Below are 12368 nucleotides of genomic sequence, written 5' to 3' on the forward strand. Positions count from 1 at the left end.
CGGGCACCATCGGATCCCATGAGGACGGCCGCCGAGACCGAGGTCCGGCGGCCGTCCGCCGTCCGGGCGCTGACCGCGCTGCTCGCGCTGACCGCGGCGGCCACCGTCGTGGTCGAGCTGCTGAACTGGTGGTACGCCCCGGAGCAGGGCTTCGGACTGGCCGTCCGGACCGGCTGGGCGATGCTGCGGTCGCTGGGCTTCCTGCTGCTGATCGGGCACGTCCGTCGCGGCCGGACGGTGGCCCGCCCGTTCGGGCTGATCCTCGCGGTGACCACGGTCTTCGCGGTCGGCCGGCTGGTCGTCCCCCGGCAGGGGGTGCCGCCACTGCCCGGGCTGGTCGGCTTCGCCGTGCTCACCGCGCTCTGCGCGAGCGTGGTCTGGCTGCTCTACCGCTCGTCGGCGCTGGCCGGGCACCTGGTGCGGCACCGGCCGCGGCTGGTCATCGACCGGGCGGGCATCTCCTGGCGGGAGACGCCGCCCCGGCGCCCGCAGGTCAGCGGCTGGCTGTTGACCAGCCGGGTCGCCGCCTTCACCTACAGCCCGCTGATGCTGGTCCCGGCGCTGGTGGCCGCCGCCGCCATCCTGGACGGCCGGCTGATCGCCGCGCCCGCGGTGCTGTTCTGGTTCGCCGCGGGCATCGCGACCAGCTACGTGGTGCTCTTCTGCACCGCCTTCCTCATGCGGGGCAAGCGGTGGGCCCGCACCCTGCTGGTCGTGGTCACCCTCGTCGTGCTCGCCGTCGACCTGCCGCTGTGCGGCTGGCTGCTCGGCGCCGACGGCCTGGTCCGGGACGGCGGGCCGCTGGTCGCGGCGGCCGGCCTGACCCTGTACGGCCTGTGGCGCGCCACCCGCGCCGAACACGCCACCCGCGCCGAGCCTGCCACCGCGGCCTGACGCCCGACTCCGGTTCGGGATCCTCGCGCCGCCCGCGCCGAGCCCGGTGCTCCCGGCCCGACCTGCCCGAGCCCGCGGCGGCCAGCCACCCTGCCGCTCGGCCTTTGCTCTGCTTCAATCCACGCAACACCCGCGACCTCCTTTCGGTGCGGTGGTTGAAGCAGAGCAAAGGGGCCGAGGGAGGGATCGGGCGTCGATCGCGGCCGGCCCGGCGACGGCCGCCGGAAGGAGGCGGGCGCGGTGAGCGACGAGTTCGACGTGGTGGTGGTCGGGGCGGGCCCGGCCGGGGCGGCCGCGGCGCTGGCGGCCCGCCGGTCCGGGGCCCGGGTGCTGCTGCTGGACCGGGCCGACTTCCCCCGGGACAAGGCGTGCGGGGACGGCATCGCCGCGCACGCGCTGGACGTGCTCGCCGACCTCGGGGTGCGCGACGCGGTCGCCGGGTATCCGCCGCTGCCCGCGTTGCGGCTGGTCGGTCCCGGTGGCGGCGCGGTGGCCCGGACGCTGCCGCGGCCGGCGTACACGGTGCCCCGGACGGTCTTCGACGCCCGGCTGGTGGCGGCGGCGGTGGCGGCCGGCGTGCGGCTGCGCCGGCACGCGGTGCGTCGGGTCGAGGTCCGCGCCGACCGCGTGGTGCTCGACGGGGAACTGGCCGCCCGGGCGGTGGTCGGCGCGGACGGCGCCGGGTCGGTGGTCCGGCGGGCGCTCGGGCACCCGGTGAACCCCGACCGGCACCTCGCGCTGGCCATCCGGGGGTACGCCCCGGCGCTGCCCGGCCCGCCCGAGCAGCTCATCGTCACCTCGGCGCCGCGCTGGCCGGCGTACGCCTGGTCGTTCCCGATCGGCGACGGCCGGGCGAACGTCGGGTACGGGGAGGTGCTGCGCGGCGAGCCGCTGACCCGGGCCCACCTGCTCGACCGGCTCGGCGCGCTGCTGCCCGGGACGGACCCGGGCGCGGTGACCGGTCTGCGCGCCCACCACCTGCCGCTGTCGACGCACCGCCCGTCGCCCGGCCGGGGCCGGGTGGTGCTCGCCGGCGACGCGCTCTCGCTGATCAATCCGTTCACCGGCGAGGGGATCTTCTACGCCCTGCTCTCCGGGGCGCTGGCCGGCGCGGCGGCGGCCGGGGCGCCCGAGCAGGCTGCCCGCCGGTACGCCGCCGCGCTGCGTGGCCGCCTCGGCACCCACCTGCGGCACAGCTCGGTCGCGGCCTGGCTGGCCCGGCGTCGCCGGGTGGTCGACGCGGCGGTCCGGGCGGCCACCCGCGACGACCGGGTCTACCGCACCATCGTCGAGCTGGGGCTGGGTGACGGCCGGCTGGATGCCCGTACGCTGGGCATGATCGGCATCGGTCTGCCGGCGTGGGAACGGGCTCCGGGGCCGTGATCGGTCCGGTGGGTCGCTACGCTGCAAGGTGATGACGCTGCGGAACCTTATCTACTCGGTGTACGAGCGCCGGCTCACGGCGAAGCTCGCGGGCAAGCCGGTGCCCCGGCACGTCGGCGTGATGTGCGACGGCAACCGTCGGTGGGCCAAGGAGATGGGCTTCGTCGACCCGAACGACGGGCACCGGGTCGGCGCCGCCAAGATCAAGCACGTGCTGGGCTGGTGCGATCAGGCCGGCATCGCGCACGTCACGCTCTACCTGCTCGCCACCGACAACCTGCGCCGGCCGGCCAGCGAGCTCGACCCGCTGCTGGAGATCATCGAGCGCCTGGTGGTCGAGTTGGCCGAGGAGGGCAACCCCTGGCGACTGCGCATGGTCGGCGCGCTCGACGTGCTCCCGGCGCAGACCGCCGCCTCGCTCAAGGCGGCCGAGGAACGCACTCGGGAGCGCAGCGGCGGGGCCGAGGTCAACATCGCGGTGGGCTACGGCGGCCGGCGGGAGATCACCGACGCGGTGCGCTCGCTGCTGCTGGAGCACGCCGCCGCCGGCGGCACCATCGAGGAACTGGCCGAGGTGCTGGACGTCGAGCACATCGCCGAGCACCTCTACACCCGCGGCCAGCCCGACCCCGACCTGGTCATCCGCACCAGCGGCGAGCAGCGGCTGTCCGACTTCATGCTCTGGCAGTCGGCGCACTCCGAGTTCTACTTCTGCGAACTCAACTGGCCCGACTTCCGGCACATCGACTTCCTCCGCGCCCTGCGCTCGTACGCCAACCGCCAACGTCGCTACGGCGCCTGACCCTCCCGCGCGCCCGGCCCGTTGGTGGGCGGCGGGGTGCGGTCAGGCCAGGTGCTCGGCGGCCTGGGTGAGGAAGTCGCCGAGGGCGGCGGGGGAGTCGATGGTGACGTCGGCGGCGGAGGCCACCTCGTCCCCGGTCTCCGGGTTGGCGACGGCGACGCAGACGGCGAAGAACGCCGGATCGGCGGCGCTCCGGGCGCGCAGCGCCGCGAACGCCTTGATGTCGGAGACGTCGTCCCCGAAGTACCAGGCCGCCCCGGCGTCCCGGACCACCTCGCCGATCACCATGCCCTTGTCCCGGTCGACCGGGGGCTTGAGCTCGAGCACCATCCGCCCGGCCTGCATCCGCAGCCCGAGCCGCTCGGCCTGGGCCCGGCCCCACTCCTCGACGACGGCGGCGAGCTGGGGCGCGGTGCGGTAGTGCAGCGCCACGGAGAGCCGCTTGTACTCGACCAGGGCGCCTGGCGGCAGCTCGGCCCGGGCCTGGTCGGCCAGCTCCGCCATGGTCGGCACCCAGGGCAGCGCGGCGGGTTCGGTCACCGTCCCACCGCCGGAGTGGCTGTGCTCCAGCCCGTAGAGGCCGTACAGGTCGACGCCGGTGAGCCCGCCGAAGTGGTCGCGGAGGAACTCCACCGGGCGGGCGGAGACGATCGCGATCCGCCGGACCGCCGGCGCGAGCGCCTCGATCGCCTCGATCACCTTCGGCGCCGGCAGCACCGCGGTCGGGTCGTCGCCCACCGGGGCCAGGGTTCCGTCGAAGTCGAAGAAGAGCACGGTCTCGGCCGCCCGGGGGGCGGTCGTTCGCCACGCCTGGTCGACGTCCAACGGGGTCCTCGGCTGCTGGTTGCCCAGATTCAACGGCGGCACGCGCGACAGCGTACCCCGGCTCCGAGGGGTCATTCCTCGGCCGGAAGAGCGACCTGGCGCGGTTCAGCTCAGCCTTCGGCGGCTCCCCGTCCCCGGCGCCCGAACGGCACCACGGCCGCCTCCTGGCCGTGGCTGAGCAGGTAGCCCTCCACGAAGCCGGTGTTGCGGTCGCCGGTGTGTGCCTCGATCTCGTTGAGTCGCGCCACCATGAACTCGGTGAGCGCGCTGACCCGGTCGTTCAGCCGGTCGTGCAGCTCGGCGATGACGGCCAGGATGACCGCGGTGCCGGCGGTGGTGAGCGCGAAGAGATTGACGAGCAGGGGAAGCTGCCCGCCGTCGACCGCGAGGGTCACCGCGTTCCCAGTCGCGCACAGTGTCAACGACACGGTGGCCACTACGACTGCCAACCATTTCAGGGTCATGGACAGACCCCTCCTTCTGTCCCGCAGGGCTGGGTTCGGCCTTGTCCCGTCCCCCCGCCGACGACGAGCCCAAGCAGTACGAATAGGGACGCTAGCGCGCCCGTTCCGGCCCCGGAGCGAAACGAATGAGTCTGACCTGCTGTTCTTTCGCTATCTGAGAACTAGCCGGCTTGTTTACCTCGTTTTCGGACATCGACCGGAAGGGTCGGCCGGTATGCGAGGTAACGAATGGTTTCCCGAATGTGGAACTTCTCCGCGTCGGAGACGTTGGGGTCGACCAGCCGGCGCAGCAACGCCTCGACGTCCGGGTCCATCGGCGGCGGGGTCGGCGTACTGCGCGGGCGGGCGGCCCGGTCCCAGCCGAGCGCGGCGAAGGCGTTGGCCGGATCGAGGCCCAGCCCCTCGCAGAACGCCACCACGCGTTCCGCCTCCGGGTCGCTGGCCCAGTCGCCGCGCACCCACCGGTTGATGGTCTGCCGGGAGACTCCGGTGCGTCGGGAGACCTCGGTGCCGCTCCAGGCCCGGGTGGCCCGCGCCTCGTCGAGCGCGCGGCGGACGAAGGTGGCGAAGGCGATCTTCCGTGCGTTGGCCGTCTCGGTCACCTCGTGACGGTACGGCCAGTTCGCCGCCGGTGGGCGGCCCGGCACACTCCTGTCACGTGGACGTGACGGGATCTTCAGGTTTGGCGTTAACGATCCAGCGCCGTTTTCGAGGGGTGTCACGCGGGCAGAATAGATGACCGTAGGTGCGGGGGTAAACGGACGAAAAGCTGATACTGTCACGCTCATGAGACAACCTACGGTGTGTCACGTGCTTGAGACGATCAGTGCTCACATGCGTCACGCCCCCGGCGCGAGGGGGGTGTGGTGACTGAGCTCGCTACCCGCGCCCAGGCCTTCGCCCTGATCGCCGACGGGGTGGCCGCGGGGCTGAGCGCGCCGTGGCGCCTCTACCTCGCCCGGGGCTGCCGGTTTCTCTCCCTCAGCGTCGCCGACCGGGCCGAGTGGAACGCCTGGCGTACCCACCTCGGCTGCCCGGAGCTCAGCGTGCGGGTGTACGACGCCGGGGGCGAGATCCGCCGCTCGTCGGCGGCCGAGGTGGTCCTCGACGGCTGCCGGATCAGCGTCGAGCTGGTCGAGGAGGTCAGCACGGACGACCTCGACCGGCTCCTGGTCGCCGATCCCGCCTCGGTCGAGCCGGAGGAGCGATGACCCGGTACGCGCGGCCGGCCGGAGCCGCCCGATGAGCCCCTTCCTCGCGGTCTTCCTCGTCCTCCTGCTCGGCTCGACGAGCTACGCGGCCGGGCGGCTGCACGGTCAGCTCAGCTATCGGATCGGCTACCGGTTCGGCTACCGGCAGGGCTACTTCGACGGCGACCGGGGCGCCTGGAACCGACGCCGCCGTGACGCCCAGGCGGCCATCGCCTCCGCGCTGTCGACCCCGCCGTCGACCACCCGGGTCAGTGCCACGGTGGTCCGTCCCGGCACCACGTACACCGGCTCGTCGTTCACGGCGCCGGCCGCTCCGGTCACCGGGCGGCACCCGACCGGCACCCTCGTCCGACGGACCGGCTGAGCCCGGTCGACGGGGTACCCGAGAGCCCCGCCGGCCGGACCCAGGGCACGGTGCGTCGTCCGCGGCGGACACGCACCGTCGGGGCCACGTCAGACCGGTGACGGTGGTCCCGCCGGCCGGGATGCGCGCAGGGGGCATGCATCCCGGCCGGTTCCGCCGTGCCCGCCCGCCGGGTCGCCCCGCCGTGCGTCGCATGCCCGGGGTCACACGTCGTTGACGGGAGCGTTACCAGAGATCCACGATCGCCCCCTAGCCGGGACGGTCGCACGCCGCTAGCGTCTAGGCATGGCCCGGGGTTGTCCCGGGTCAGCCGGCCCGCCCGGACCTGCGACCTCGCACACGGGGCCCGCATCCGACCCCGTGTCCCCGGGCACCGGACGAGGCGGAACGCGGGTGGCCGGGTGCCCATCCGCCGGAGCAGGCCTGTGACGACTCGCCGTACCACCGCCGGTGCCGACCAGACCCCGGCCGCGACTGCCACGACCCGCCGCGCCACCCGGAACCGCCGTACGGCGGCCGCCGCGCCGGCCGACCCCAAGGAGCCCCGACCAGCAGGCCAGGCCTTCGTCCTGGACACCTCGGTGCTGCTCTCCGACCCGGCGGCCTTCCACCGGTTCGCCGAGCACGAAGTGGTGCTGCCGCTCGTGGTCATCTCCGAGCTGGAGGGCAAGCGGCACCATCCCGAGCTGGGCTGGTTCGCCCGGCAGTCCCTCCGCATGCTGGACGAGCTGCGGGTGCGGCACGGCCGGCTGGACCGGCCGGTGCCCGCCAACGACGCCGGCGGCACGCTGCGGGTCGAGCTGAACCACACCGACGACGGCGTGCTGCCGCCCGGTTTCCGCAACGAGAGCAACGACGCCCGGATCCTCTCCGTGGCGCTGAACCTGGCCGCCGAGGGGCGCGAGGTCACCCTGGTCAGCAAGGACATGCCGCTGCGGGTCAAGGCCGCCTCGGTCGGCCTGCGCGCCGACGAGTACCGGCACGGCCAGGCCAGCGACCCCACCTGGACCGGGATGTCCGAACTCGAGCTGGCCGAGGAGGAGATCGGCCGGCTCTACGCCGGTGAGGTGCTCGACCTGGACGCCGCCGCCGGCCTGCCCTGCCACACCGGCCTGGTGCTGCACTCCGCGCGGGGCTCGGCGCTCGGCCGGGTGCTGCCCGACAAGACCGTACGGCTGGTCCGCGGCGACCGGGAGGCGTTCGGCGTGCACGGCCGCTCGGCCGAGCAGCGGATCGCCCTCGACCTGCTGCTCGACGAGTCGATCGGGATCGTCTCGCTGGGCGGCCGGGCCGGCACCGGCAAGTCGGCGCTCGCCCTCTGCGCCGGGTTGGAGGCGGTGATGGAGCGCCGCCGGCACAAGAAGGTGATCGTCTTCCGGCCGCTGTACGCCGTCGGCGGCCAGGAGCTGGGCTACCTGCCCGGCTCGGAGTCGGAGAAGATGTCGCCCTGGGCGCAGGCGGTCTTCGACACCCTCGGCGCGGTGGTGCACGAGAACGTGCTGGAGGAGGTCACCTCGCGCGGCCTGCTGGAGGTGCTGCCGCTGACCCACATCCGGGGCCGCAGCCTGCACGACGCCTTCGTGATCGTGGACGAGGCGCAGTCGTTGGAGCGCGGGGTGCTGCTGACCGTGCTGTCCCGGATCGGCCAGGGGTCGCGGGTGGTGCTCACCCACGACGTCGCCCAGCGGGACAACCTCCGTGTCGGCCGGCACGACGGGGTGACCGCGGTCATCGAGGCGCTGAAGGGGCATCCGCTCTTCGCGCACGTCACGCTCAGCCGTTCGGAGCGTTCTCCGATCGCCGCGATGGTGACGGATCTGCTGGAGGACATCCCCACCTGATGGCCGTTTCGTAGTACTTTGTCCGCATTTTTTTAGTGGCGCAAGTCACAATTGGGGCTCTTGGTTTCCCATCAGCCTCACTGTGCGCGATCGTGTCCCACGAGCGCCCACGCACCGGAAAGATCGTTGGTGATCGTTCGTCACACGGCGGACGCCCCGACGGTGCGGCCCGTCGAGCCGGTTTCCACCGGCGCAGGGCCGCCGGCGCTCACGGCGTGGACCGCCCGACCAGGGCGACTTCGTGCCGTGTCCTTGCCCCCGACGAAGGGACCACTTCGTGAGTCGGCTGTGGAGCCGGTTCGGCGCCCGCACGGCCGCTGTCGCGCTGCTCTCCGTGGGCGTTGCCGGCGGTTTCTACCTGGGCGAAGACCGGGAGACCCAGCAGCAGGGCCTGACCGCGCAGGCCGGAGCCGCGGTCGAGCAGGCCGAGTTCGACTACCAGCGCGAGCGGCAGGCCGCCCACCAGATGCAGTCCGCCAAGCAGCGGGCCGCCGAGTACCAGGCCAAGCTGCGGGCCGCCGCGGCCGCCAAGGAGGCCGCCGAGCGGGCCCGCGAGGCCGAGGCCGCCGCGGCGTCCCGGAAGAAGGCCCGGGAGGAAGCCGAACGCAAGGCGGCGGAGTCGAAGCCGTACGACGGGCCGATCCCGGCGTCCTGCGCCGAGTTCAGCGGCAACCGCGAGGTCGGGTGCGCGCTGATGCTCGACGCGGGCTTCGAGATCGACCAGTTCCCCTGCCTGAACAAGCTCTGGGACAAGGAGAGCGGCTGGAACCACAAGGCCGAGAACTCCTCCTCCGGGGCGTACGGCATCCCGCAGGCGTTGCCGGGCAGCAAGATGGGCTCGGTCGCCGACGACTGGCGGACCAACCCGGCCACCCAGATCAAGTGGGGCCTCGGCTACATCGAGGGCCGCTACGGCACCCCGTGCAAGGCGTGGGCGCACTCACAGGACGTGGGCTGGTACTGATCGACCGCGGTCGGCGGGGCGGGTGGCCTACCACCCGCCCCGCCGCCGTCTCGCGTCCGCGGTGCGGGCCGCGAGTGGCGGCGGCCGGCGATTGCTGATAGCCATTGGAGGGTGACCCTGCTCCCGGGAAGCGGCGACCCGCACCGGTTCGGCACCGAGGCGTTTTACGCCGCGCTCGGCCGGGCCTTCGTCGCCATGTGCGCGGTGGTGCCGTTCCTCTTCCTCGTCGAGGCCGCCGACCAGGGGTTGGCCTTCGGGCTCGACGCCGCCGCCGGCATCATCCCGCACCGCATCGACGGGCTGGACGGGGTCTTCTTCTCGCCGTTCCTGCACCACGGCTTCGACCACCTCTACAGCAACAGCATCCCGCTGATCCTGCTCGGCACCTTCGTGCTCGCCGCGGGGGCCCGCCGGTTCCTCTGGTCCACTCTGGTGATCGTGCTGGTCAGCGGGCTCGGCGTGTGGTTCACCGGCTCGTCCAACTCGGTGGTCGTGGGCGCCAGCGGGGTGATCTTCGGCTACCTGGGCATCCTGCTCACCCGGGGCATCGTCGAACGCAGCTGGTGGAACTTCGCGGTCTTCCTGCTGGTCGGCCTCCTCTACGGCTGGCAGCTGGTCGGCATCCTCCCGACCGACGAGCGGATCTCCTGGCAGGGCCACCTGTTCGGGCTGCTCGGCGGGGTGGTGGCCGCGATCGTCTTCCGGCGCCGCCGCCCCGACCTGGGTGGCCCGTACCACTCCGAGTCCTCGCTCACCCTGCCCTGACCAGGCCGCCGACGCGATCCGCGCGGCGGTGGGACGTGCTTGCCCGGACCCGCCGGCGGCCCTACCGTCGGGATCAGCACGCGTAGATCCGTGAGCGGAAAGCGACGGTACGCCCATGCGCGAGGTCGATGTCGCGGTGATCGGGGCCGGTCCGGCCGGTCTCTTCGCGGCCTACTACGCCGGCTTCCGGGGGCTCTCCGTCGCGGTGGTCGACGCGCTGCCCGAGCCCGGCGGCCAGATCACCGCCATGTACCCGGAAAAGCTGATCTACGACGTCGCCGGCTTTCCGGTGGTCAAGGGGCGTGACCTGGTGGCCAACCTGGTCGCCCAAGCCGCCCCGTTCGACCCGCTCTACCTGCTCGGCACCCGGGCCGAGAAGCTGAGCTACGCCGGTGAGCGTCCGGTGCTCGGCCTGGCCGGCGGCGAGCAGCTGAGCTGCGGCGCCGTCCTCATCACCGGCGGGCTGGGCAGCTTCACGCCCCGCCCGCTGCCGGTCGCCGAGCACTTCGTCGGCGCCGGGATCGTCTACTTCGTACCGCAGCCGGCCGAGCTGGCCGGCCGCGACGTGCTGATCGTCGGCGGCGGTGACTCGGCGTTCGACTGGGCGTCGACCCTCGAGCCGCTGGCCCGGTCGGTGACCCTGGTGCACCGCCGGGAGAAGTTCCGGGCGCACGCCGGCACGGTCGCCCGGGTGCTGGCGCTGCCGGTCCGGGTGGTGGTCAACGCCGAGGTGACCCGGCTGCACGGCGACGGCGTGGTGTCCGGTGCCGAGATCACCGTGCGCGGCGGCGCCGCGGAGACCCTGCCGGTCGACGTCGTGATCGCCGCGCTCGGCTTCACCGCCGACCTCGGGCCGCTCGCCGAGTGGGGGCTGCGGCTGGACCGCCGGCACATCGTGGTCGACAGCGCGATGGCGACGAACCTGCCCCGGGTCTTCGCGGCCGGCGACATCACCGAGTACCCGGGCAAGGTGCGGCTGATCGCGACCGGGTTCGGGGAGGCCGCCACCGCGGTGAACAACGCGGCGGTGGTCATCGACCCGAGCGCGCACCTCTTCCCCGGGCACTCCTCCGACGGCACCTGACGCGCCCGCGAGGGTCAGCGGGGCAGCCCGATCAGGTCGGCCATCAGGGCGATCTGGTGGTGGAAGTAGTCGTCCCGGTGCGGCAGCGTGCGGTTGATCCGGCCGAACAGCTCGAAGCTGATCAGCCCGAAGAGCTGGGTCCAGCCGGCCATGCCCCGGGCCAGCAGGGCCTCGGGCAGGCCGCCACCCAGCAGCGCGGCCATCTCCGCCAGGTCGGCGCGGAGCGGGCCGGCCGGCTCGGTGGCCGGCGGCGGGTCGATCCGGCCGGCGGCGCACCCGTCCCGGAGGATGCCGACCAGGACCAACGGTGGCCGCTGGGCCGGCCCGACGGTGTCGTCCGGGGCGGCGTAACCGGGCACCGGGCTGCCGTAGAGCAGCGCGTACTCGGCGGGGTGGGCGAGCGCCCAGCCGCGGGCCGCCCGGCAGGCCGCGTGCCAGCGTCCGCGCAGGTCGAGGCGGTCGCAGCCGGCGTCCGCCGCCTCCACCGCGGCGCCGAGCGCGTCGTACGCCTCGATGATCAGCGCGGTGAGCAGCTCGTCGCGGCTGGGGAAGTAGCGGTAGATCGCCGACGAGACCATGCCCATGTCGCGGGCCACCGCCCGCAGCGAGAGGTTGGCGCCGTCGGTGGCCAGGTGCCGCCGGGCCACCGCCTTGATCTCGTCGATCATCTCGGCGCGGACCCGGGCGCGGATCGAGGAAGCGGGCATGGGACCACTCTGCCACGAATCAGAGCGGCAATCAAAATAGAGAGCACTGCTCTTGACTGATCGGCGGGTGAGCGGTCATGCTGGTGTCGGCAAGCGAGAGCGGTGCTCTCAGTTCGTATCCCCGCTTCGAAAGGCATTCCCATGTCGCTGCACGTGATCGTCGGCTCCGGTCCGGTCGGTACGGCCACCGCCCGTCTCCTTGCCGAGCGGGGTGAGCGCGTCCGGGTGATCACCCGCCGGGGCGCCGGGCCGGAACACCCCGCGGTCGAGCGGGTCGCCGCCGACGCCGCCGACGCAGAGCGGCTCACCGCGCTCGTCGAGGGCGCGGACGCGCTGTACAACTGCGCCAACCCGGCGTACCACCGGTGGGCCACCGACTGGCCGCCGCTGGCCGGCGCGCTGCTCACCGCCGCCGAGCGGACCGGCGCGGTGCTCGCCACCGTCGGCAACCTCTACGGCTACGGGCCGGTCGACGCCCCGATGACCGAGCGCACCCCGCCCGCGGCCAGCGGCACCAAGGGCCGCGTGCGCAACCGGATGTGGGCCGACGCGCTGGCCGCCCACCGGGCCGGCCGGGCCAGGGTCACCGAAGTGCGCGGCTCCGACTACCTCGGCGTCGACGGCATGTCCCTGGCGATGCTGGTGCTGCCCCGGGTGATCGCCGGGCAGCGGGTCTTCCTCCCGGTCGACTGGGACGCCCCGCACACCTGGACGTACATCCCGGACGTCGCCCGTACCCTCGTCGCCGCCGCCGCCGACGCGCGAGCCTGGGGTCGGGCCTGGCACGTGCCCAGCCCGCCCGCCGCCGCCATGCGGGAGCTGGCCACCCGCGCGGCGGCGCTGGTCGGCGCGCCCGCGCCGAAGCTGACCCGGATGCCCTACCCGGTGCTCTGGCTCGGCGGCCTGGCCAACCCGTTCGTCCGGGAGCTGCGCGAGACCGCCTACCAGTTCGACCGGCCGTTCCTGATGGACTCGACCGCCGCCACCGCGACCCTCGGCGTCGAGCCGACCTCGCTGGACCGGGCGATCGAGGAGACCGTCGGAGCCCTGCGCCGCTGACCCGC

At 73.6% G+C, this 12368-nt stretch carries 14 protein-coding genes; 10 read left to right on the forward strand and 4 right to left on the reverse strand.

Annotation, left to right across the window (positions count from 1 at the left end):
• Positions 1–18 precede the first annotated feature (18 nt).
• The 3 genes from ACVCAH_RS06965 (at position 19) to ACVCAH_RS06975 (ending at position 3079) form a co-directional block, all read left to right on the forward strand.
• Complete coding sequence (locus ACVCAH_RS06965) at positions 19–894, forward strand: hypothetical protein (RefSeq protein ID WP_447135204.1); 876 nt, start codon at positions 19–21, stop codon at positions 892–894.
• 240 nt (positions 895–1134) lie between these two features.
• Positions 1135–2277, forward strand: coding sequence for a geranylgeranyl reductase family protein (locus tag ACVCAH_RS06970; protein WP_447135205.1), 1143 nt, complete (start codon positions 1135–1137; stop codon positions 2275–2277).
• Between the two features lie 31 nt (positions 2278–2308).
• A complete protein-coding gene (locus ACVCAH_RS06975; protein ID WP_447135206.1) occupies positions 2309–3079 on the forward strand; it encodes an isoprenyl transferase in 771 nt (256 codons plus the stop codon).
• A gap of 42 nt (positions 3080–3121) precedes the next feature.
• Here ACVCAH_RS06975 and otsB read toward each other — a convergent pair whose 3' ends face one another.
• The 3 genes from otsB to ACVCAH_RS06990 form a co-directional block, all read right to left on the reverse strand.
• Positions 3122–3946, reverse strand: coding sequence for a trehalose-phosphatase (gene otsB, locus ACVCAH_RS06980; RefSeq protein ID WP_447135207.1), 825 nt, complete (start codon positions 3944–3946; stop codon positions 3122–3124).
• 68 nt (positions 3947–4014) lie between these two features.
• A complete protein-coding gene (locus ACVCAH_RS06985; RefSeq protein ID WP_447135208.1) occupies positions 4015–4368 on the reverse strand; it encodes a hypothetical protein in 354 nt (117 codons plus the stop codon).
• Between the two features lie 161 nt (positions 4369–4529).
• Positions 4530–4970, reverse strand: a complete 441-nt coding sequence (locus tag ACVCAH_RS06990; RefSeq protein ID WP_447135209.1) for a helix-turn-helix domain-containing protein — start codon at positions 4968–4970, stop codon at positions 4530–4532.
• A gap of 264 nt (positions 4971–5234) precedes the next feature.
• Here ACVCAH_RS06990 and ACVCAH_RS06995 point away from each other — a divergent pair, with 264 nt between their 5' ends.
• From ACVCAH_RS06995 to ACVCAH_RS07020, 6 genes are all read left to right on the forward strand, one after another.
• The gene (locus ACVCAH_RS06995) at positions 5235–5579 is read left to right on the forward strand and encodes a hypothetical protein (RefSeq protein WP_447135210.1); all 345 of its coding nucleotides are present in this window, start codon (positions 5235–5237) and stop codon (positions 5577–5579) included.
• Positions 5580–5610: 31 nt separating this feature from the next.
• On the forward strand, positions 5611–5943 hold the full coding sequence (locus ACVCAH_RS07000; protein WP_447135211.1) for a hypothetical protein: 333 nt from the start codon (positions 5611–5613) through the stop codon (positions 5941–5943).
• Between the two features lie 425 nt (positions 5944–6368).
• Positions 6369–7784, forward strand: a complete 1416-nt coding sequence (locus ACVCAH_RS07005; protein WP_447135212.1) for a PhoH family protein — start codon at positions 6369–6371, stop codon at positions 7782–7784.
• A gap of 277 nt (positions 7785–8061) precedes the next feature.
• Positions 8062–8748 carry an aggregation-promoting factor C-terminal-like domain-containing protein gene (locus ACVCAH_RS07010; RefSeq protein WP_447135213.1) on the forward strand — a complete coding sequence of 229 codons (687 nt, stop codon included), beginning with the start codon at positions 8062–8064 and terminating at the stop codon, positions 8746–8748.
• A gap of 111 nt (positions 8749–8859) precedes the next feature.
• On the forward strand, positions 8860–9513 hold the full coding sequence (locus tag ACVCAH_RS07015; protein WP_447135214.1) for a rhomboid family intramembrane serine protease: 654 nt from the start codon (positions 8860–8862) through the stop codon (positions 9511–9513).
• 115 nt (positions 9514–9628) lie between these two features.
• A complete protein-coding gene (locus tag ACVCAH_RS07020) occupies positions 9629–10597 on the forward strand; it encodes an NAD(P)/FAD-dependent oxidoreductase (protein ID WP_447135215.1) in 969 nt (322 codons plus the stop codon).
• Positions 10598–10611: 14 nt separating this feature from the next.
• On the opposite strand, the gene ACVCAH_RS07025 is transcribed toward ACVCAH_RS07020, so the two are convergent.
• Positions 10612–11304, reverse strand: coding sequence for a TetR/AcrR family transcriptional regulator (locus ACVCAH_RS07025; RefSeq protein ID WP_447135216.1), 693 nt, complete (start codon positions 11302–11304; stop codon positions 10612–10614).
• Between the two features lie 141 nt (positions 11305–11445).
• Between ACVCAH_RS07025 and ACVCAH_RS07030 the strand changes: the two genes are divergently transcribed.
• Positions 11446–12363 (forward strand): NAD-dependent epimerase/dehydratase family protein, encoded by a 918-nt coding sequence (locus ACVCAH_RS07030; RefSeq protein ID WP_447135217.1) that lies wholly within the window; start codon positions 11446–11448, stop codon positions 12361–12363.
• Positions 12364–12368: the final 5 nt, after the last annotated feature.

The organism is Micromonospora sp. LZ34, from assembly GCF_052981855.1.

What these genes read in the sequence shown, in the direction of transcription:
- ACVCAH_RS06965 (WP_447135204.1), top strand. Translation starts at nt 19, where the DNA reads ATGAGGACGGCCGCCGAGACCGAGGTCCGGCGGCCGTCCGCCGTCCGG.
- ACVCAH_RS06975 (WP_447135206.1), top strand. Translation starts at nt 2,309, where the DNA reads ATGACGCTGCGGAACCTTATCTACTCGGTGTACGAGCGCCGGCTCACG.
- ACVCAH_RS06985 (WP_447135208.1), bottom strand. Translation starts at nt 4,368, where the DNA reads ATGACCCTGAAATGGTTGGCAGTCGTAGTGGCCACCGTGTCGTTGACA.
- ACVCAH_RS07000 (WP_447135211.1), top strand. Translation starts at nt 5,611, where the DNA reads ATGAGCCCCTTCCTCGCGGTCTTCCTCGTCCTCCTGCTCGGCTCGACG.
- ACVCAH_RS07020 (WP_447135215.1), top strand. Translation starts at nt 9,629, where the DNA reads ATGCGCGAGGTCGATGTCGCGGTGATCGGGGCCGGTCCGGCCGGTCTC.
- ACVCAH_RS07025 (WP_447135216.1), bottom strand. Translation starts at nt 11,304, where the DNA reads ATGCCCGCTTCCTCGATCCGCGCCCGGGTCCGCGCCGAGATGATCGAC.
- ACVCAH_RS07030 (WP_447135217.1), top strand. Translation starts at nt 11,446, where the DNA reads ATGTCGCTGCACGTGATCGTCGGCTCCGGTCCGGTCGGTACGGCCACC.